At 73.6% G+C, this 19768-nt stretch carries 21 protein-coding genes; 15 read left to right on the top strand and 6 right to left on the bottom strand.

All coding sequences use genetic code 11. The annotated features are described in order from the left end of the window. The first annotated feature begins 53 nt into the window (after positions 1–53). From JOF41_RS12400 to JOF41_RS12390, 3 genes are all read left to right on the top strand, one after another. Positions 54–809, top strand: coding sequence for an SDR family oxidoreductase (locus tag JOF41_RS12400; RefSeq protein WP_209618823.1), 756 nt, complete (start codon positions 54–56; stop codon positions 807–809). 91 nt (positions 810–900) lie between these two features. After that, positions 901–1527 (top strand): class I SAM-dependent methyltransferase, encoded by a 627-nt coding sequence (locus JOF41_RS12395; protein WP_229795605.1) that lies wholly within the window; start codon positions 901–903, stop codon positions 1525–1527. 66 nt (positions 1528–1593) lie between these two features. Next, entirely contained in the window at positions 1594–2379 is a 786-nt protein-coding gene (locus JOF41_RS12390; RefSeq protein ID WP_189223626.1) for a GNAT family N-acetyltransferase, read from the top strand. On the opposite strand, the gene pip is transcribed toward JOF41_RS12390, so the two are convergent. Continuing rightward, positions 2367–3317, bottom strand: coding sequence for a prolyl aminopeptidase (gene pip / locus JOF41_RS12385; protein ID WP_209618820.1), 951 nt, complete (start codon positions 3315–3317; stop codon positions 2367–2369). The two genes, JOF41_RS12390 and pip, sit on opposite strands and share 13 nt — an antisense overlap. A gap of 39 nt (positions 3318–3356) precedes the next feature. Here pip and JOF41_RS12380 point away from each other — a divergent pair, with 39 nt between their 5' ends. Then, positions 3357–3842 (top strand): MarR family winged helix-turn-helix transcriptional regulator, encoded by a 486-nt coding sequence (locus JOF41_RS12380; protein ID WP_189223628.1) that lies wholly within the window; start codon positions 3357–3359, stop codon positions 3840–3842. Here JOF41_RS12380 and JOF41_RS12375 read toward each other — a convergent pair. Then, positions 3802–4419, bottom strand: coding sequence for a hypothetical protein (locus JOF41_RS12375; RefSeq protein WP_189223629.1), 618 nt, complete (start codon positions 4417–4419; stop codon positions 3802–3804). The two genes, JOF41_RS12380 and JOF41_RS12375, sit on opposite strands and share 41 nt — an antisense overlap. Before the next feature lie 902 nt (positions 4420–5321). Here JOF41_RS12375 and JOF41_RS12370 point away from each other — a divergent pair. The 7 genes from JOF41_RS12370 (at position 5322) to JOF41_RS12340 (ending at position 13509) form a co-directional block, all read left to right on the top strand. Continuing rightward, the gene (locus JOF41_RS12370; RefSeq protein WP_209618815.1) at positions 5322–6293 is read left to right on the top strand and encodes a tyrosine-type recombinase/integrase; all 972 of its coding nucleotides are present in this window, start codon (positions 5322–5324) and stop codon (positions 6291–6293) included. A 52-nt stretch (positions 6294–6345) separates the two neighbouring features. Further along, a complete protein-coding gene (gene ku / locus JOF41_RS12365) occupies positions 6346–7209 on the top strand; it encodes a non-homologous end joining protein Ku (RefSeq protein ID WP_209618812.1) in 864 nt (287 codons plus the stop codon). A 121-nt stretch (positions 7210–7330) separates the two neighbouring features. Beyond that, the gene (ligD, locus tag JOF41_RS12360; RefSeq protein WP_189223631.1) at positions 7331–8272 is read left to right on the top strand and encodes a non-homologous end-joining DNA ligase; all 942 of its coding nucleotides are present in this window, start codon (positions 7331–7333) and stop codon (positions 8270–8272) included. Next, a complete protein-coding gene (ligD, locus tag JOF41_RS12355; RefSeq protein WP_209618799.1) occupies positions 8265–9170 on the top strand; it encodes a non-homologous end-joining DNA ligase in 906 nt (301 codons plus the stop codon). Before ligD (JOF41_RS12360) ends, ligD (JOF41_RS12355) begins: the two co-directional genes overlap by 8 nt. 51 nt (positions 9171–9221) lie before the next feature. Beyond that, on the top strand, positions 9222–9797 hold the full coding sequence (locus JOF41_RS12350; protein WP_189223633.1) for a GrpB family protein: 576 nt from the start codon (positions 9222–9224) through the stop codon (positions 9795–9797). A gap of 90 nt (positions 9798–9887) precedes the next feature. Next, on the top strand, positions 9888–13019 hold the full coding sequence (locus tag JOF41_RS12345; RefSeq protein ID WP_209618796.1) for an AfsR/SARP family transcriptional regulator: 3132 nt from the start codon (positions 9888–9890) through the stop codon (positions 13017–13019). Positions 13020–13047: 28 nt separating this feature from the next. Beyond that, positions 13048–13509: a PPOX class F420-dependent oxidoreductase gene (locus tag JOF41_RS12340; protein WP_189223634.1), complete on the top strand. Its 462-nt coding sequence runs from the start codon at positions 13048–13050 to the stop codon at positions 13507–13509. A 13-nt stretch (positions 13510–13522) separates the two neighbouring features. Here JOF41_RS12340 and JOF41_RS38245 read toward each other — a convergent pair whose 3' ends face one another. Continuing rightward, positions 13523–14218, bottom strand: coding sequence for a VOC family protein (locus JOF41_RS38245; RefSeq protein ID WP_209618793.1), 696 nt, complete (start codon positions 14216–14218; stop codon positions 13523–13525). 133 nt (positions 14219–14351) lie between these two features. Further along, complete coding sequence (locus JOF41_RS12330; protein WP_189223636.1) at positions 14352–14735, bottom strand: hypothetical protein; 384 nt, start codon at positions 14733–14735, stop codon at positions 14352–14354. Between JOF41_RS12330 and JOF41_RS12325 the strand changes: the two genes are divergently transcribed. Both JOF41_RS12325 and JOF41_RS12320 read left to right on the top strand, forming a co-directional pair. Continuing rightward, positions 14734–15582: a glycerophosphodiester phosphodiesterase family protein gene (locus JOF41_RS12325; RefSeq protein WP_209618790.1), complete on the top strand. Its 849-nt coding sequence runs from the start codon at positions 14734–14736 to the stop codon at positions 15580–15582. The genes JOF41_RS12330 and JOF41_RS12325 overlap by 2 nt on opposite strands. 76 nt (positions 15583–15658) lie before the next feature. Further along, positions 15659–17056 (top strand): MFS transporter, encoded by a 1398-nt coding sequence (locus JOF41_RS12320; protein ID WP_189223638.1) that lies wholly within the window; start codon positions 15659–15661, stop codon positions 17054–17056. Here JOF41_RS12320 and JOF41_RS12315 read toward each other — a convergent pair. Together JOF41_RS12315 and JOF41_RS12310 are read right to left on the bottom strand one after the other, a co-directional pair. After that, positions 17019–17780: a hypothetical protein gene (locus JOF41_RS12315; RefSeq protein ID WP_209618788.1), complete on the bottom strand. Its 762-nt coding sequence runs from the start codon at positions 17778–17780 to the stop codon at positions 17019–17021. The two genes, JOF41_RS12320 and JOF41_RS12315, sit on opposite strands and share 38 nt — an antisense overlap. Continuing rightward, positions 17777–18106 (bottom strand): PadR family transcriptional regulator, encoded by a 330-nt coding sequence (locus JOF41_RS12310; protein WP_306344673.1) that lies wholly within the window; start codon positions 18104–18106, stop codon positions 17777–17779. The genes JOF41_RS12315 and JOF41_RS12310 overlap by 4 nt, the downstream gene beginning before the upstream one ends. A gap of 182 nt (positions 18107–18288) precedes the next feature. Between JOF41_RS12310 and JOF41_RS12305 the strand changes: the two genes are divergently transcribed. Further along, entirely contained in the window at positions 18289–19002 is a 714-nt protein-coding gene (locus tag JOF41_RS12305) for a thymidine kinase (RefSeq protein ID WP_189223640.1), read from the top strand. A gap of 27 nt (positions 19003–19029) precedes the next feature. Next, positions 19030–19560: an NUDIX hydrolase gene (locus JOF41_RS12300; protein WP_189223641.1), complete on the top strand. Its 531-nt coding sequence runs from the start codon at positions 19030–19032 to the stop codon at positions 19558–19560. Positions 19561–19768 lie beyond the last annotated feature (208 nt).

Raw genomic sequence — 19768 nt, 5'->3', positions numbered from 1 at the left:
ACCACCCCGTGCCACCCAACCGGGTGACATGGTCACCGGTATGTTCCCCGGTCATGACGACCAGGGGGAACGACAACGGGGCAGCCAACGGCGCGCACAGCCCTCTCACCGTGATCACCGGCGGCAGCCGCGGCATCGGCGCCGCCACCGTGCGGCTGCTGGCCCGACGCGGCCACCGCCTGGTCTTCAGCTACCGCACCGCCGCCGAACGCGCCCGCGCCCTGGCCGACGAGGTCGGCGCGGTGGCCGTGCGCGCCGAGGTCGGCGACGACGCCGACGTCGACCGGCTGTTCGACACCGCCGCCGAACTCGGACAGGTCACCGGTGTGGTGATCAACGCGGGCATCACCAGCCCCGTGGGCCCCCTGGCCGACACCGACCCGAGCGACCTGCGGCGCGTGGTCGAGGTCAACGTCGTCGGCGCGCTGCTGTGCGCCCGCCGCGCCGCCCGCGACCTCGTCGAAGGCGGAGCGATCGTCTCGATCTCCTCGGCCGCGGCCACCCTGGGCTCGCCGGGGGAGTACGTGCACTACGCGGCCAGCAAGGCCGCCGTGGACGCGATGACCATCGGCCTGGCCAAGGAGCTGGGCCCACGCGGCATCCGGGTCAACGCCGTGGCCTCGGGCACCGTCGACACCGAGATCCACCAGCTCTCCCGCGTACCCGACCGGGCCCACCGCGTGGCCCCGTCGATCCCGCTGCGCCGCGCGGGCACAGCCGAGGAGATCGCCGCGGCCGTCGCCTGGCTGCTGGGGGAGGAGGCCTCGTTCACCACCGGAGCCGTGCTGCGCGTGGCGGGCGGCCTGTGACCGCACCACCCCGCCACCGGCGACACCGGTACTACCATCGCGCCATGGCGCGACAGCCACTCCGCCCCGCCGACCACCACCTCACCACCTAGTGGACGACCCACCCGTGGACGACCTGCTGGCCAGGGACACCACGCTGCGCCCCGTGCCCCTGGTACCCGAGATCGCGCTGCACACCGCCGACGACGTCATCTCCCTGTGGGAGCACACCGGCACCACCGACCCGCCCTTCTGGGCCTTCCCCTGGGCGGGCGGCCAGGCACTGGCCCGCCACGTGCTCGACCACCCCGCCACCACCGCCGGACGCCGCGTGCTGGACCTGGCCTGCGGCTCCGGCCTGGTCGCCATCGCCGCCGCCCGCACCGGCGCCCACGTCACCGCCAACGACGTCGACCCGCTGGCCACCACCGCCACCACCCGCAACGCCGCCGCCAACGCCGTGGACCTGACCGTGCTCACCGGCGACCTGCTCGACACCGACCCCGACACCGACGTGGTGCTGGCGGGCGACGTGTTCTACGACCGCGACATGGCCGCCCGCGTGCTGCCGTTCCTGCTGCGCGCCCACACCCGCGGCGCCACCGTGCTGGTAGGCGACCCCCAACGCGCCCACCTGCCCCGCGACCGGTTCACCGAGGTCGCGGTGTTCCAGGTGCCCGTCTCCCGCGACCTGGAAGGCCGCGACGTGCGCACCACCACCGTCTGGCGCCCCCGCTGACGCCGAAAACCCCGCGACGGAAAACCCCGTGCCCGCCGCACCACCGCCGTGTCAAGATCGCCCACCATGCGCGCCCTGCAGGACATCGCCAGCACCTGCTGGCCCACCGGCCGTTGGCACATCGGCGGCCTGACCTGGTCGCTGACCCAGCACGGCCGCACTGACTGGCCCACCCTGGTCCTCGACCACGCCTGGGGCTGGCTCAGCGCGCCGGGGGAGCTGGAGCTGGGCGCCCACCCCGACCACCCCGAGGAGGTGGAGCACCTGCTGGACTGGGCCGACCCCCGCACGGTCACCATCCTGGACAGCGAGACCCACCTCGCCCGCGCCCTGCACCGCCGCGGCCTGCGCCCCCGCCCCGGCCCGTTCTTCCAGCGCCTGGTCCACGACCTGACCGACCTGCCCGAACCCCGCCTGCCACCGGGGCACCACCTCGACCACGTCACCGACCCCGACGTGCCCGCCAGGGTGGCCGCCCACCGCGCCGCCTTCCACCCCTCCCGCGTCACCGACCACAGCTACCGCCTGGTCCGCGCCACCTGGCCCTACCGCGCCGACCTCGACCGCGTCGCCCGCACCCCCGACGGCAGCGTCGCCGCCTACTGCCTGGCCTGGCTGGACGAGCGCACCGGGGTGGGGGAGTTGGAGCCGGTGGGCACCCACCCCGACCACCGCCGCCGCGGCCTGGCCGCCGCGGTGTCCCTGGACGCGCTGCACCGGCTGCGCGCCGCAGGAGCCCGCACTGTCGTGGTGCACCCCCGCGGCGACGACGCCTACCCGGTCCCGCGCCACCTCTACACCGCGCTCGGCTTCCGCCCCACCGGACAGCGCACCATCACCTACGGCCGGTAGGAGTCCAGCGCGGCCACCAACGCCTCGGCCATCCCCGCGTCCCGCACCGAGTGCGAAGCACCCCGCACCACCACCAGCTCACCCGCAGGCCACGCCCGGTCGACCTCCCACGCGGTCAGCAGCGGCCCCTGCAGGTCCAACCTGCCGTGCACCATCGTCCCCGGAATCCCCGCCAGCCTCGGCATCCCCCGCAGCACCTGCCCCTCCTCCAACCACGCCCCGTGCCGGAAGTAGTGCGCCGTGATCCGGGCGAACGCCATCCGCCACGCCGGGTCCTGCGCCTGCGGCGGCGGCGTGTGGTCGGGGTCCAACGACAGGATCGAGTGCTCCCACTCCACCCAGTCGTCCGCAGCCTTCTGCCGCACCGCCGGGTCCGGGTCGTTGAGCAACCGGTCGTAGGCCACCACCAGGTCCGCGGCGTCCTCGGGCGCACCCGCCCGGAACCGCTCCCACTCCACCGGGAACAACCGCCGCATCCCGTGGTAGAGCCAGTCGATCTCCTCCCGCCGCGTCGTGGTGACCGCGATCAGCACGATCTCGCCGACCCGGTGCGGGAACAGCTGCGCGTAGTGCAGCGCCAGCGTCGATCCCCACGACCCGCCGTGCACCAACCACTTCTCGACACCCAGGTGCTCGCGCAACCGCTCGATGTCGGCCACCAGGTGCGCGGTGGTGTTCACCGACAGATCCGCGCCGTACTCGCTGGCGTGCGGCGTGCTGCGCCCCGAACCGCGCTGGTCCATCAACACCACGCGGTACGCGCTCGGGTCGAAGAACCGCGCCGCGCCGGGGGAGCAGCCCGTCCCCGGACCGCCGTGCAGCACCACAGCGGGCTTGCCGTCGGGATTGCCGTGCACCTCCCAGTGCACGAGGTTGCCATCACCGACGTCCAGCATCCCCTGCTCGACCGGCTCACCCACCGGATAGGTCATCGACATCCCCCTCCACAACTACAACAGCACTGTTACATTAGCGCGGTGGCCACCAACGACTACCTCGGCACCCGCCTACGACACCTGCTCGACCAACTCGAGAACGGCCTGACCAGCCTCTACGACGACCTCGGCCTCACCGACTACCGACCCCGCTACACACCGGTCATCCGACTCGTCGCCGCACGCGGACCCCAGTCCATCAAAGACCTCGCCACCGAAATCGGCGTCACCCACTCCGCCATCAGCCAAACCGCCAACCAGATGGCCCGCGACGGCCTGGCCCGACTGCAGGCGGGGGAGCAGGACGCCCGCCAGCGCGTCGTCCACCTCACCGACCGCGCCCGCGCCCTGCTGCCCACCCTCGACGCCGAGTGGCACGCCACCCGCGCCGCCGCCACCGAACTCGAAGCCGAACTGCCCCACCCGCTCGGCGACCTCATCGACGCCGCCCTGGCCGCCCTGGCCCGACGCCCCATGCACGACCGGATCAGCTCACACCTGGCAGCACCACCCGAGACCGCGCCTTGAACAGCTCCAACCCCCGCCCCAACACCATCAACCCCACCGCCGCGGCGGCCAGCACCGGCCGCACCGACTCCGCCACCGAGGCCAAGTCGATCCCCGGCTGCACCTGATCCACCACCTCCGCCCTGACCAGCACCCCGTCCACGGCAGGGGAGAGGCCGTCACACGCCCGCCACGCCGCCACCGCCAACTCGGCCCCCACCGCCGGAGCCAGCTCACCCGCCCGCCGCACCAGCGCCGACCGCTCCACGGCCACCTCCGAGGCCGCATCCGCCAGCCGCTCGGCCCGCGACGCGCCCAACAGCCACACCCCGCAACACGCGTTCTCCACCGCGCCGCGCACCAGCGCCCGGACCACCCGCAGATCACCACCGTCCGCGCACACACCACGCGCGGCACGCAGGAACTCCACCGACTCGGTGAGCGCCGTCCACGCACGGGCGCTGATCCGGTGCGGCTGGGTGCGCAGGTCCTCGGCCGCCAGCGGACTGCCGGGACGCACCACCCCCAAGCGCGAGCCCTCCGCCACCAGCGGCACCACCCGGTCGACCTTGTCCAGCACCACCAGCAGTTCGCGCATGGGCGTTGAGGCTAGGGGAGCCCGGACCGCCGGGCGGGAGAGGGCCGCGAACGACTTACTTAACATAATGTAGATTATCGGCGTTGCGGCGACCTGGCCGGAGGCCATCGGGTGGGGGTCGTCCACAGTGGCCGGTGCCACCTCCGGCACACGCCCAACGCACTGCAGCGCAGCCGCCGCAGCCGCGATGACGCCCCGCCGTGTGCCACGGACGGCTTCGACCGACGGCGCACGATGGACGGTGCGGACGAGCGAGGCGGCCGAGCGGGACCACACGGCCGCCCAGGGGCTCCACAGGTACGCCCGACGGCCAGCCGGACACACCACACCGAAACGTCACAGTGACGTATCAGCGGCAGCGTGGTCCCGGTGATGGCACGCCGGAGCACCTGCGACACGAAGCCGCCCAGGCACCTGCGCACCCACGTCGCCCGGAACCCCAGACTCGCCTTGCCCGTCGAGTCAGTCGCCCGACGACGAGTGACCGTGTTCGACGAGCGGCCGCGTCCCGCTTGCGACGAGCAGAGCGCGGCACGGCAGGAGCAGCCTCCGGACAGCCGGAGGGCGACGGCCGCCGTGGGGCGTCCCCCGCCGGGAGCGGTCGCCCGCCACCCGGCTCAGATCCCTGTTTGATGGATAATCGCCATTATCCATCAAACAGGGATCGTTGTGCTGCGGTGCGGGCGTGTCCACCCCGTTGCCGCCCAGGGGCTGCGATCCCCACTGCCCCGCAGGGGCCACCCCGGCTCCGCCTTCCACGTCGCCCTCTCCCGCACCGTCGATGAACTGGCCGCAGGAAGGCGCTCGCGCGGTTGTCCTCCACCGGTCCGCCCGGCCGGGTGCTCCCCTCCCCTGCTCCGCGTGGACGGGAAGTTGTCGGTCCGGTGCGGTAGGAAGATCAGGTGGATGTTCTGGCTGCTCAGGATGCGTTCTTCCTCGCGCGCAGGCCGCGGAAGGACTCCCCTCACACGACTGCGGCGTACCGGCGTGACCTGGCGGGGGTGACTTCGCTGTTGGCGCAGGTGCTGGGGTGCGCGGTGGCGGAGTTGCGGGTGGAGGACCTGACGGGGGCGAACCTGCGGGCGGCGTTCGGGTTGTTCGCGGACACGCACGCGAAGAGTTCGGTGTTGCGGGCGTGGTCGACGTGGAACCAGTTCTTGACCTTCTGCGTGGCGGAGGACTTGGTGCCGGGCAATCCGATGGGTGCGGTGGCGCGGCCGAAGACGCCTCCGCTGGTGCCGAAGCCGTTGCGGGGTGAGGACACGCCGGAGCGGTTGTTGGAGGCCGCGGCGGAGGGGGTGCGGGGTGGGCGTGACCCGTGGCCGGAGCGGGATGTGCTGGTGCTGGCGTTGGGGCTGGTGGCGGGGTTGCGGTCGGCGGAGATGCGGGCGTTGACGCTGGCGTCGGTGGTGGGTCGGCCGGGTGAGCGGCGGTTGCACGTGGTGGGCAAGGGGAATCGGGATCGGTCGGTGCCGATCGAGCCCGCGATGGATCGGATCGTGGAGCAGTACTTGGCCTCGTGTCGGCGGCGGTTTCCGCAGGGGCGGTTCGATCGGGGGTCGGCGTTGTTGCGGGATCGGCGGGGTGAGCCGATCGGGCGGGGCGGGTTGGAGTATTTGGTGCGGTCGTGCTTCCGGTGGGCGGGGTTGCACGATCGGGTGCCGTCGGGGGCGAATCTGCACGCGTTGCGGCACACGTTCGCGACGCGGTTGGCGGAGGACGGTGCGTCGGCGTCGGAGATCATGGCGTTGTTGGGGCATGCGAGTTTGGCGACGAGTCAGAACTACATCGAGGCGACGGCGCGGGAGCGGCGGGCGGCGGTGGCGGGGAATCGGACGTACGTGTCGTTGTCGCGGTTGCCGCAGCGGGAGTAGGGCTCTGTTGGGGTGGGGTGCGTGAGGTGCTGTGGCGGGGTACCCACGTGGGATGAGGGCTGTGTGGCGTGGGGCGATCTCCTTCGGGTTGGTGACGATCGGTGTGCGGTTGTACACGGCCACGGAGGAGCATGATTTCCGGTTTCACCAGGTGCACCGGGAGGACGGGGGGCGCATCCGGTATCGGCGGGTGTGTTCGGTGTGCGGTGAGGAGGTGGCGTTCGCCGACATCGCGAAGGGTTATGAGCTCGATGACGGGCGCATGGTCGTGATGGCGGATGAGGATTTCGACAAGTTGCCGATCAGTACTGATCACGCGATCGAGGTGTTGGAGTTCGTGCCCGCGGAGGAGATCGATCCGATCTACTTGCAGCGGGCGTACTACTTGGAGCCGGACAAGGCGGCGGCGCGGCCTTATGTGTTGTTGCGGTCGGCGTTGGAGCGCAGTGGTCAGTTGGCGGTGGTGAAGATCACGGTGCGTCAGCGGGAGTCGTTGGCGATGGTGCGGGCGCACGGGGATCTGCTGGTGTTGCACACGATGTTGTGGCCGGATGAGGTGCGGAAGCCGGATTTCGAGTTCTTGGACGACGATGTCGAGGTGCGGCCGCAGGAGTTGCGGATGGCGGCGTCGTTGGTGGAGAGCATGGCGGGGTCGTTCGATCCGGGTGATTTTTCCGATGACTACACCGAGGCGTTGCAGAAGGTGATCGCGGCGAAGGCGGAGGGGGCGGAGTTGCCCGCGCGGCCGGAGTCGGTGGATTCCGGTGAGGTGGTCGACCTGATGACGGCGTTGGAGCGCAGTGTGGAGCAGGCGCGGTCGGCTCGGGCGGGGCGGGGGGCTGCCGGGCGGGGGTCTGCGGGGAAGGGATCTGCGGGGCGGAAGTCGTCGGTGAGGAAGAAGGCGAAGCCTGCCTGAGGTGCGGGAGGGTTCGCTCCCCCATGTCGTGGGCGCTGCCCGGGGGTTGCCGTCGGAGTCGGGGGCGGTGCGGTTAGCGGTGCGGTCGGGTTGGGTGGGGTTGCCGGAGTGGGTGGCGCCGATGTTGGCCACGCCGGTGTCGTCGTTGCCGCCCGCGGAGCAGGACGCGTTGTGGTCCTACGAGTTCAAGTGGGACGGGGTGCGGGCTCTGGCGCGGGTGCGGGGTGGTCGGGTGCGGTTGGTGTCGCGGTTGGGCAACGACGTGACCGCGGCCTATCCGGAGGTGCAGGGGTTGGGGGCGCAGGTGGGGGCTGCGGAGGTGTTGTTGGACGGGGAGGTCGTGGCGCTGGCGGGTGGTCGGCCCAGTTTCGCGGCGTTGCAGCGGCGCATCCATGCGACGGGGGCGCAGGTGCGGCGGTTGGTGGCGCGGGTGCCGGTGACGTACCTGGTGTTCGACGTGCTGCACCTGGACGGGCGGTCGACGGTGGGACTGCCTTATGCGCGGCGGCGGGAGTTGTTGGAGTCGTTGGGGTTGCGGGGTGGGCATTGGCTGACTCCCCCGGCGTTCGCCGGTGCGGGGCCGGAGGTGCTGGCGGCCAGTCGGGAGCAGGGGCTGGAGGGGGTGGTGGCCAAGCGGCTGGATTCGCCTTACACGCCGGGGGTGCGTTCGCCGCACTGGATCAAGATCACGGAGGTGGCGGCGCGGGAGGTGGTGGTCGGGGGGTGGCGTCCGGGGGTGGGCAGGCGCGAGGGGGTGGTGGGGGCGTTGCTGCTGGGGGTTCCCGGTGAGGGCGGGTTGGTGTTCGTGGGGTCGGTGGGCACGGGGTTCAGCGATGGGGAGTTGGCGGCGTTGACGCGGCGGTTGCGGTCGGTGGAGGCGGGGCGTTCGCCGTTCTCGGGGCAGGTGCCCGTGGCGCGGGCGAGGGGTGCGCGGTGGGTGCGGCCGGTGCTGGTGGGCGAGGTGGTGCACCGGGGCTGGACGCGGGAGGGGCGGTTGCGGTTCGCGGTGTGGCGGGGGTTGCGGACGGACAAGGCGCCGGAGGAGGTGCGCGGGCTTGGGTGAGGCGTTGGTGGAGGTGGAGGGCCGCCGGTTGCGGTTGTCGAACCTGGACAAGGTGCTCTACCCGGAGGTGGGGTTCACCAAGGCGGAGGTGATCGACTACTACACGCGGGTGGCGCCGGTGCTGCTGCCGCGGTTGCGGGACCGGCCGGTGACGGTGCGGCGGTTTCCCGAGGGGGTGGACGGGCCGTCGTTCTTCGAGAAGAACGTGCCCTCGCACGCGCCGGAGTGGGTGCGCACGGTGCGGTTGGCGACGCCGGGGTCGGCCAAGGGCGCGCCGTACGCGGATTTCGTGGTGGTTGAGGACCTGGCGACGTTGGTGTGGTTGGCGAACCTGGCGGCGTTGGAGTTGCACGTGCCGCAGTGGAGGGTGGGGCCGCGCGGTGGCAGGCACTCCCCCGACTTGCTGGTGTTCGATCTGGATCCGGGGGCGCCCGCGACGGTGGTGCAGTGCTGTCGGGTGGCGTTGTGGTTGCGGGAGGCGCTGGCGGCGGACGGGGTCGGGGCGGTGGTCAAGACCAGCGGGGCCAAGGGGTTGCAGCTGTACGCGGCGGTGCGGGTGTCGCGGCCGGAGCGCACGGCGGAGTACGCCAGGGGGTTGGCGCGGCGGTTGGCCTCGGAGCACCCGGATGAGGTGGTGTGGCGGATGGGGCGGTCGCAGCGGGCGGGTCGGGTGTTGATCGACTGGTCGCAGAACAACCCTGGGAAGACGACGGTGGCGCCGTATTCGTTGCGTGCGCGGTCGTTGCCGTCGGTGTCCACTCCGGTGACGTGGGAGGAGGTGGAGGGCTGTTCGCGGCCGGAGGATTTGCTCTTCGTGGCCGAGGAGGTTCTCGAACGGGTGAGTGGGGGCGACTTGATGGCGGACTTGGGGGCTGATCCGGTGTTGTTGCCCCGGTGAGGTCCTACTCTGGCGGGCTGTTTGGCGTGGCCTGCTGGAGAGGGGACGGGTGTGGACGAGGCGGCGGAGCGGGAGTTGGAGCGGGTGGTCAACCGCGCGTGGATCGGCGGGGCGGTCCGGCACGACGCGACGATCACGCTGGTGGAGTACGACCCGGAGTGGCCGCGGTTGTTCCGCCGGGAGGCGGAGCGGATCAGGGGGGCGTTGCCGGAGCGGGTGGTGGTGGCGCTGGAGCACGTGGGGTCGACGTCGGTGCCGGGGTTGGCGGCCAAGCCGATCATCGACATCCTGCTGGTGGTGCCGGATTCGGCGGATGAGGCGGCGTACGTGCCCGCGTTGGAGTCGGTGGGGTACCGGTTGGTGATCCGGGAGCCGCATTGGCACGAGCACCGGATGTTCAAGGGGCCGGACACGGATGTGAATCTGCACGTGCACACCGCCGGTGACGCGGAGGCCGAGCGGATGCCTGCGTTCCGGGACCGGTTGCGGGCCGACGCGGCTGATCGGGTGCTGTACGAGCGGACCAAGCGGGAGTTGGCCGCGCGGCGGTGGAGCTACGTGCAGGGGTACGCCGAGGCCAAGTCCGGGGTGGTGGAGCGGATCATGGCGCACGCCCGCCGGGCCTGATCCCCCTGCCCTATCCCCCTGCCCTGCTCTCCTGGGCCCTGATCGCGCGGCCCTGATCGTGGGTGGGGTCGGTGCGGGACAATCGCGCGCGTGCGGTTCGCGGTGCTGGGTCCGATGCAGGTGTGGCGTGCCGACGGGACGCCGGTGCGGATCGGTGGGCAGCGGCTGCGCGCGCTGTTGGCGCTGTTGCTGGTCCACCCCGGCCGGGTGGTGGGGGTCGACCAGCTGATCTCCGGGGTGTACGGGCAGCGGCCGCCCGCGGGGGTGGCCAACGCGGTGCAGTCGCAGGTGTCGCGGTTGCGGCGGTTGCTGGACGTGGAGCTGGTGCGCACCCCGGCGGGTTACCGGCTGGAGGTCGACCCCGGTGAGGTCGACGCGCACCGGTTCGAGGAGCTGGTGGCCGCGGGCCTGCCGGGGCAGGCGCTGGCGTTGTGGCGGGGGCCCGCGCTGGTCGACGTCGGTGACGCGCCGTTCGTGGCGGCGGTGGTGGCCCGCTGGGAGGAGCTGCGGCTGCGGGCGGTGGAGGAGCACGGCGGTGTGGGCGCCGTGCCGGTGGAGTTGCTGCGGGAGCTGGTGGCGCGTCATCCGGGGCGGGAGCGGCTGGTCGCGGCGCTGGTGCGGGCGCTGCACCGGCAGGGCAGGCAGCGTGAGGCGTTGGAGGTCTTCGACCGGGCGCGTCGGGAGCTGGCCGAGCGGGTGGGTGCTGATCCGTCGCCGGAGCTGGCCGCGGCGCACCTGGAGGTGCTGCGCGGGGACCGGCCGCCCGCGCGGCAGGTGCTGCCCGCGCAGCTGAGCGGTTTCGTGGGGCGGGAGGAGGAGTCGCGGCAGCTGGCCGAGGCGTTGGGCCGGGCTCGGCTGGTGACCGTGGTGGGGCCGGGCGGGGTGGGCAAGACGCGGCTGGCGGTGCAGGTGGCCGAGGCGGTCGGGGGGCAGGTCGCGCAGGAGGTGTTCTTCGTCGACCTGGTGCCGGTGGGGCGGGGCGAGGACGTGGCGCGGGCGGTGCTGGCGGCGCTGGGGCTGCGCGAGGACGGGACGGGTCCGGTGACCGAGCCCGCGCAGCGGGTGGTGGCGGCGCTGTCGCGGGGCTCGGTGCTGCTGGTGCTGGACAACTGCGAGCACGTGGTGGAGTCGGTGGCGGTGCTGGTGGCGCGGCTGCTGGCGGGGTGCGCGCGGGTGCGGGTGCTGGCCACCAGCCGGGAGGCGCTGGGCGTGACCGGCGAGGTGGTGCGGCCGGTGCCGCCGCTGGGGTTGCCCGAGCACGACGGGCGGTGGTCGGACTCCCCCGCCGTGCGGTTGTTCGCGGAGCGGGCCGCGGCGGTGCGGCCGGGGTTCCGGGTGGCCGACGACGTGGCCTCGGTGGTGGCGGTGTGCCGGGCGCTGGAGGGGTTGCCGCTGGCGATCGAGCTGGCGGCGGCGCGGGTGCGGTCGCTGCCGGTGGCCGAGCTCGCGCGTCGGGTGCACGACCGGTTCGGGTTGCTGTCGCGGGGCAGCCGGGGCGCGGCGGCGCGGCACCGGACGCTGCACGCGGTGGTGGAGTGGAGCTGGGAGCTGCTCGACGAGCCGGAGCGGCGGTTGGCGCGGTGGCTGACGGTGTTCCGGGGCGGGGCGACCCCGGCGGCGGTGCGGGCGGTGTGCGGTGCGCAGGCGGAGGAGCTGCTGTCCGCGTTGGCGGACAAGTCGCTGGTGGAGTTGGCGGGCGACCGGTACCGGATGCTGGAGACGATCCGGGAGTTCTGCGCGCGGGAGCTGGTGGCCTGCGGGGAGTCGCAGCGGGCCGGGCGCGCGCACGCCGAGTACTTCCTGGAGCTCATCGGCCGGTCGGGGCCGCGGTTGCGGCGCGCGGAGCAGGTGGTGGAGCTGGGGCGGCTGGCCGGGGAGCACGAGAACTTCCGGGCGGCGGCGCGGTGGGCCGCGCGGCACGACCCGGTGCTGGCGTTGCGGCTGGTGGCCGAGCTGGGCTGGTACTTCTGGCTGCGCGGGATGCGGTCGCAGGGTTCGGCGCTGGCCGAGGAGGTGCTGGCGGCGGTGGGGCCGCGCGCGCCGCTGGGGGCGGAGCAGGAGCACCTGCTGTGCCGGTTGATCGGTGTCTCCGACGGGCGGGCGCGGGTGGAGTTGGCGGGGGTGCCCGAGCGCTGGGGTGCGCCCGATTTCCCCGATCCGCCCCGGTACCCGTTCCTGACCCTGCTGTGGGGCATGGCGCATGGCGCGCCGCAGCTGGAGGGCGAGGAGCTGGAGGGCTACCGGCGGGCGCTGGTGGGGCAGGACGCGTGGAGCCGGGCGCTGGTGGAGCTGGGCGCGGGGATGCAGCACCAGTACAACGGGCTGGTGGAGCAGGCGTGGCAGGCGCACCGGCGGGCGCTGGCGGGGTTCCGGGAGCTGGGTGAGCGGTGGGGCGCGTCGCTGGCGTTGTCGCGGCTGGCGGACCTGGCGGCGGGCCGGGGTGAGCCGCGGCGGGCGGTGGAGCTGGTGGGCCGGGCGCTGGCGCTGGCCGAGGAGCTGGGGGCCACCGAGGACGTGGCCGCCCTGCTGGGGCAGCGGGCGTGCTGGCTGGAGCGCGTGGGGGCCTGCTCGTCGGCTCGCCGGGACCTGGAGCGGGCCGCGGAGCTGGCGCGGCGCGCCGGGTCGGTGGAGGCTCTGGCGGCGGCGTGGTTGGGGTTGGCGGAGCTGGCGCGCAGGCGGGGCCGGTCGCGGGAGGCGCTGCGGTGGTGCCGGGAGGCGCTGCGGGTGTGCCCGTCGGACTGGTTCGGGCCCGCGGAGGTGCGGGCGCAGGCGCGGGTGTGCCTGGGGCGGCTGGCCGCGGCGCGCGGTGAGGTGGAAGGGGCGCGGCGGGAGTGGGCGGCGGCGCTGGACTCGGCGGTCCGGTGGGGCAACCGGGTGGTGCTGGCCGGGGTCGCCGAGGCGCGGGCGGCGGCCGAGGCGGGTCCGCCGCCCTCCCCCGACTCCGACATCGACATCGACTCCGACGCCGGCGTCGAGTCGGAGTCCGGCGTCGAGGAGGGGGTCGTGGCCGGGGGTGACGCGCGGCGGGTCGCGGTGCTGCTGGGCGCGGCGGCCACCCTGCGCGGGGCGGCCGATCCCACCGATCCCACCGATCCGGCCGATCCGGAGGTGCGGTGGGTGCTGCGGTGGGCGCGGCGGCGGCTGGGCGGGGACTTCGAGGCGCTGTTCGCCCAGGGCGCGGGGATGTCGCGGGAGCAGGTGCTGGCGGTGCTGCGCGCGTGAGCGGTGCGCGGCCCCTACGCTGGGGATCATGCCGAGGATCGCCACCAACACCACCGTCGACCGCGCCGGGCTGGTCGAGTTCCTGCGGCCCCGCCACCGGGCGCTGCTGATCACCACCCGCGCCGACGGCCGCCCGCAGGTCTCCCCGGTGACCTGCGGGATCGACGACGAGGGCCGGGTGGTGATCTCGACCTACCCGCGGCGCGCCAAGGTCCGCAACGCGCGCCGCGACGAGCGGGTGAGCCTGTGCGTGCTCTCCGACGACTGGGACGGTCCCTGGGTGCAGCTCGACGGCCGCGCCGAGGTGCTCGACCTGCCCGAGGCGCTGGAGCCACTGGTGGACTACTACCGCTGCATCGCGGGCGAGCACCCCGACTGGGACGACTATCGCGCGGCGATGCGACGGCAGGGCAAGTCGCTGATCCGGGTGACGATCGACCGGTGGGGGCCGATCGCCACCGGCGGTTTCCCGCCCGAGCTGGCCGACTGAGGCCCGACCGGGATCAGGAACCGGCCAGGGCACCGCCCCAGGCGGGCGGGTCCTGCAGCAGCGCGCACACCGCGCCCGCCGGATCGGCCACGGCCGCGACCAGGCCGGTGGGCACCTGCCGGGCGGGCGCCACCACCGTGGCCCCCAGCCGCCCCGCCGCCGTCAACGCCCCGGCCAGGTCGGGCACGGCGAAGTAGCACAGCCACCCCGGCGGAAGCTCCCCGGCACCCCGCAGCCGCCCGGCCACCGGCCTGCTCCCGCCCTCGGCCGGGCCCCCGGCGGCGTCACCGCCCGCGACGTCGAGCAGGGTGAACCCCTCCCCCGGCGTCCGTGCCGCCCAGCCCAGCTCACCGGTCCAGTACTCGTCGGGATCGGCCGGGTCGACCAGCTCCACCCAGCAGGGCTCCCCCTGCCGGGGAGGCGGCGCCCACGGGCCGTGCAGGGCGCGCCCGGTGTCGACCAGGGCACCGGCGCGCAGCTCACGGGCGGGGGAACCGGTGAACACCACCTGCCAGCCCTCCCGTCCCGGCCGCACGCGGGCGGCCAGGCGGTCACCCACCCACCCGGTGAACGTCCCGTCCGGCTCGGCGATCACCGCCCAGCCCAGCCACCGGGCGTAGAAGTCGGCGATCTGCTCGGGCTCGGCGGTGCCGCGCTCGAGGCGGCGCAGCCCCCGCGCGGCGGGCACGGGTGTGGCGGGTGTGGACACGAGGGTTTCCCATCCGGCGGTGATCAGGAAGAACGCGCCCCATCCTGCGCAGCGCACAACCCCTGCGACAATGCTCCATCCGGGTGTACGGGCCGGGCCGATCGGAGTCCGTGCGCCGCAGCGGCCCTGCCGGTCAGCGCAGCCGCTCCAACCCGCGCGCGGTGGCGGCCAGCTCACGGGCCAACCGGCCCAGCTCCGGGGCGTCCGCGCCGTCGTCCGCGGCGGTGGCCACGTCCTCGGCGGCGCAGCGCAGCTGGAACAACCGGTCCTGCAGGTCGGCCAGCTCGGCGGCGGAGAGCACCACCGCGTCCTCGGGCAGACCACCGCGCTGCACCGCGGCACGCCGCTCGTAGGCGCGCTGCCTGCACGGCTGGGCGCAGTAGCGGCGAGGACGACCGATCCGGCCGGAGTCGGGCAGCCTGCGCCCGCACCAGGCGCAGTGCCTGGCCTCCTCCCGCCGCCCCGACGCACCCGCCGCGACGTGCCCACCCGCCGCCGCTCCGGTCAGAAGCTCCATGGGCGGCGACGGTATCCGGCTACCCATCGGTCACCACGACGCCACGCCGCCGGGGCACACTACGGCCGTGACCCACCCCTACCTGTCCGGCCCGCACCCCAGGGCCTTCGCCCACCGCGGCTGGCACCTCGACGACCTGGCCGAGATGGAGAACTCGCTGTCGGCGTTCCGCCGCGCGGTCGCCGAGGGCTTCCGCTACCTGGAGACCGACGTGCACGCCACCTCAGACGGGGTCGTGGTGGTCCACCACGACGACGTGCTCGACCGCACCACCGACGGCACCGGCCCGGTGGCCGCGCAACCCTGGTCGGCGGTGCGGCGGGCCCGCGTGGGCGGGCGCGAGCCGGTGGCGCGGCTGGAGGACCTGCTGGAGGAGCTGCCCGACGCGCTGGTCAACATCGACGTCAAGGCCGACTCGGCGGTGGTGCCGGTGCTGGAGGTGCTGCGCCGCACCCGCGCGCTGACACGGGTGTGCCTGGCCTCGTTCTCCGAGCGGCGCCTGGCGCGGCTGCGCGCGCTGGCAGGCCCCGACCTGCTGACCTCGATGGGACCGCGCTCGGTGGGCGCGCTGTGGGCCGCGGGCAGGCTGCCCCGACTGCCCGTGCGGCTGCCGGTGCGCGGCGCGCTGGCCCAGGTGCCGGTGCGGCAGGGCGGGCTGACCGTGGTCGACCGGCGGTTCGTGCGCGCCGCGCACCGGCGCGGCCTGGAGGTGCACGTCTGGACCGTCGACGCCGAGGACCGGATGCGCGCCCTGCTGGAACTGGGCGTCGACGGACTGGTCACCGACCGCCCCGACACGCTGCGCCACGTGCTGCGCACCCGCGACGCCTGGTCGCCCGGCAGGTGAACGCAGAGCAACAGCTTGGCAGTGATGCCACCCGGACGGAGGACGGATCGATACCGCCCGGATACAGTCCGCCCCCATGAGCGTGGCCGACAGCACAGCCCCCACCGCCGAACGACGCCGCGAACAGCGGGGCTGGACCTGGTACGACTGGGCGAACTCGGTGTTCCCCACCTCCGTGATCACGGTGTTCCTCTCCGGTTACCTCACCGCCGTGGCCAAGGAGTCCGCCCGCCAGGACACCGCCCGCAACGGCCCCGCCGCCTGCGCCGAGAGCGCCCTGCGCGACTGCGACATCTCCGCCTTCGGCCTGCACTTCCCCGCCGGATCGCTGTGGGGCTACCTGCTGTCCATCGCCACCGTGGTGCAGGTGCTGGTGCTGCCGGTCATGGGCGCCATCGCCGATCGCACCCAGAACAAGCGGCGCATGCTGGGCGGGCTGGCCTTCACCGGCTCCGCGGCCACCGCCGCGCTGGCCCTGGTCGGCGGCGCGGACTGGGGCCTGGGCGTGGCGCTGTTCATCCTGGGCAACATCTGCTACGGCGCCTCGGTGGTGGTCTACTACGCCTTCCTGCCCGAGATCGCGGGCCCCGACGAGCGCGACGCGGTCTCCTCGCGCGGCTGGGCCTTCGGCTACCTGGGCGGCGGGCTGGCGCTGGCGGTGCAGCTGGCGCTGTTCATCGGCCACGACGCGATCGGGCTGTCCGAGTCCGCCGCGGTGCGCGTCGGGTTCGTCTTCTCCGGCCTGTGGTGGGCCGGGTTCACCCTGATCCCGCTGGCCCGCCTCAAGCGCCACCAGGCCCCGCACGGCACCGAGACCGGCGCCTCGGTGCTCACCGCCGGGTTCGCCGAGCTGCGCTCCACCGCCCGCCAGGCCCGGATGTTCCCGCTGACCCTGGCCTTCCTGGGCACCTACCTGATCTACACCGACGGCATCGCCACGGTCGCCAACGTCTCCGCCCAGTACGGCCGCGACGAGCTCAGGCTCGACGAGACCGTGCTCATCACCACCATCCTCATCGTGCAGTTCGTGGCGTTCCTGGGCGGGGTGCTGCACGGCCTGGCCGCCCGCCGCTGGGGCGCCAAGCGCACCATCATGGTCAGCCTGCTGGTGTGGATCGCCGTGGTCGGCGCGGCCTTCTTCGTCCAGGCCGGGCAGCAGGGCCAGTTCTACGCGCTGGCCGCGGGCATCGGCCTGGTGCTGGGCGGGACCAACGCGCTGTCGCGGTCGCTGTTCAGCCAGATGATCCCGCCCGGCCGGGAAGCCCAGTACTTCTCCCTCTACGAGGTCGGCGAGCGCTCCACCTCCTGGCTGGGACCGCTGGTGTTCGCGGGCGTGGGCCAGGCCACCGGCTCGTTCCGGCTGGCCATCATCTCCCTGGTGGTGTTCTTCGTCGTCGGGTTGACGCTGATGGCGTTCGTGCCGGTGCGGCGCGCCATCAGCGCCGCGGGCAACCCGGTGCCCGCCAAGGTCTGAACACCGCCACCACCGCGGCGGTGACCAGCCACGCGGAGAAGTAGACCAGCGTGGGCGTCACCGCCGCCCACACCACCGACACCACCACGCCGAGCGCGGCGGCCCACCACCACCGGGCCGCCGCCACTGGCGGGGCCTCCCGGTGGAAACCCAGCAGCACCGCCGCCGCAGTCACCACCAGCGCGGTGTTGGTCACCAGCGACCACCAACCCGCCGCGCCCGGTCCGCTCACCACCACCAGCGCCGCGGCGACCACCGCCACCACCCCGACCGCGGCCCGCGCCACCCCCCGCCGCCCGGCCAACAGCGCCGCGAAGGCCACCACCAGCAGCAGGTCGAACACCGAGGGCCGCACCGGGCCGAAGCGCACCGCGAACGCCACCGACTCCGCGGCCAGCAGCACGTGCCCCAGCAGACCCGCCAGCGCCACCCCGCGCACCACCCGCCCGGCGGGCCTGGCCGAGGCCAGGCGCACCCGCACCGCCAGCGCCGCGGTCGCCGCCGCCTCCCCCCACCCCGGCCAGCCGTGCTCGTGGTCCAACTCGTCCACCCGGTCGGCCAGGAAGACCTCGACCATCTCCTCCTCGCGGCCGTCGCGGTACCAGGCGGGCAGCAGCACCCGCAGCAGCGCCCGGTACCGGCGCTCCAGGTTCGACCCGCCTGTGCTCGACCCGCCGGGGTCCACCCCGTCCGCCGCGGTCCCGTCCGGCATCGGCGCGCTCACCGCGCCTCCCTGGCCCGCAGCACCGCCGAGGCCGCCCGCACGTGGGCCGACAACCGCGCCACCTCCGCCGACAGCGCCCGCACCCCGGCGTCGGTGAGCCGGTAGTAGCGGCGCAGCCGCCCCTGGTGCACCTCCTCGCGGTCCCGCTCGGCCAACCCGTCGGCGACCAACCGGTCCAGCACCCCGTACAGGGTGCCCACCCGCAACCGCGTGCGCCCCTGCGACAGCGACTCCACCGCCTGCACGATCGCGTACCCGTGCAGGGGCTGCTCCGCCAGCGCGGTCAGCACCAGGAACGCCTGCTCCGACAACCCCCTACCACTCATGTCCCATGTTATATCGGAAAGCATGATATTCGGTCCAGCCCGAGGTTCTTCTTCAAAGCGGGTTGTCCCGCCTGCTCTGCGTGCTCTGATGCCACCGTTGAGGTGAATATTTGATCCACACTGAGAGTATCGACAACACCGAGGTGTGGCGGTGATCGGCCACGGCGCTAAGGTGGCCCGCCGTGGAACCCTCGAACCCCGCCCTCGACCCGACCGATGCGCTGTCCTCGGTGCCCACCGCCGGGGCACGCCGCGCCGCGGCGGTGGGCAGCCTGAGGTTCTTCTTCGGGCCCATGGACTGCGGCAAGTCAACACTGGCCCTGCAGATCGACCACAACCAGGCCCGACAGGGCCGCAGCGGCCTGCTGCTGGTGCGCCACGACCGCTCGGGCACCCCCACCATCTCCAGCCGCATGGGCCTGGCCCGCCGCGCCCTGGAGGTGCAGGAGGGGATGGACCTGTGCGCGCTGGTGCGCGAGCACTGGGCGCGCGGCGCGCGGGTGGACTACCTGATCGTCGACGAGGCCCAGTTCCTGTCCGCCGAGCAGGTCGACCAGCTGGCCGAGCTGGCCGACGAGGCCCGGCTCGACGTCTACTGCTTCGGCCTGGCCACCGACTTCCGCAGCACCCTGTTCCCCGGTTCGCAGCGGCTGTTCGAATTGGCCGACGAGCTCAACGCCATCCAGGTCGAGGTGCTGTGCTGGTGCGGCCTGTCCGGCCGCTTCAACGCCCGCGTGCACGACGGCGAGGTGGTCCGCGCGGGCAGCACCGTGCTGGTCGCCGACACCGCGCCGGTGGCCGACGAGGTCCGCTACCAGGTGCTGTGCCGCAAGCACTACCGCACCGGCGACCTGGGACCCGCGGCCGTGCGCGGGGAGCAGCTCAGCCTGACCTGATCGCCGGCGACCCCGCACACTGGAGCGATGACGGACGGGCGGACTGGTCGGCGCACGGGCAGGCGGGGTGCGGGCAGGCGCAGCGCGGGCATCCTGCTGTACCGGCGCGCCGCGCACGGACTGGAAGTGCTCATCGGGCACATGGGCGGCCCCTTCTGGGCCCAGCGCGAGGAGGGCGCCTGGTCGGTCCCCAAGGGCGAGCCCGTCGACGGCGAGCAGCCGCTGGACACCGCCCGTCGGGAGTTCGCCGAGGAGCTGGGCCTGCCGGTGCCCGAGGGACGGCCGCGGCCGCTGGGCCAGGTGCGCCAGGCCGGTGGCAAGGTGGTCGAGGTCTGGGCGCTGGAGGGCGACCTGGACCCGGCGCGGGTCGTGCCCGGCACCTTCCGCGTGGAGTGGCCCAGGGGCTCGGGCCACTGGCGCAGCTACCCCGAGCTCGACCGGGTCGCCTGGGTCTCGCCCGACCAGGCGCGCAGCAGGCTGGTCACCGCCCAGCGCGAGTTCCTCGACCGGCTCGAAGCGCTGTTGCGCGGGCCATCCGACGCCGAAGCCGAATCGTGACCGAAAGCCGGGTTTAACCGCCTGCCGGATGGGTGAACCCATTCAGGATGCCGTCATCGGCAACCACCGAACAACCACGCACAGTAGGTCCGTCGTCTCCCATGAGCAATGTAACTTTCCGTAATCCAAGTCGTTACGGACATCACTACTGCCGCGTAAAGCCCGCAGTGTCGTCGCCCACCGTGGTCGGTCTAAGCTGTCGCAACCG

This window comes from Saccharothrix coeruleofusca (assembly GCF_017876325.1).
GTDB lineage: Bacteria > Actinomycetota > Actinomycetes > Mycobacteriales > Pseudonocardiaceae > Actinosynnema > Actinosynnema coeruleofuscum.
The sequence above is the reverse complement of the archived record's forward strand: the minus strand, read 5'-3'. Positions and strand labels throughout refer to the sequence as shown.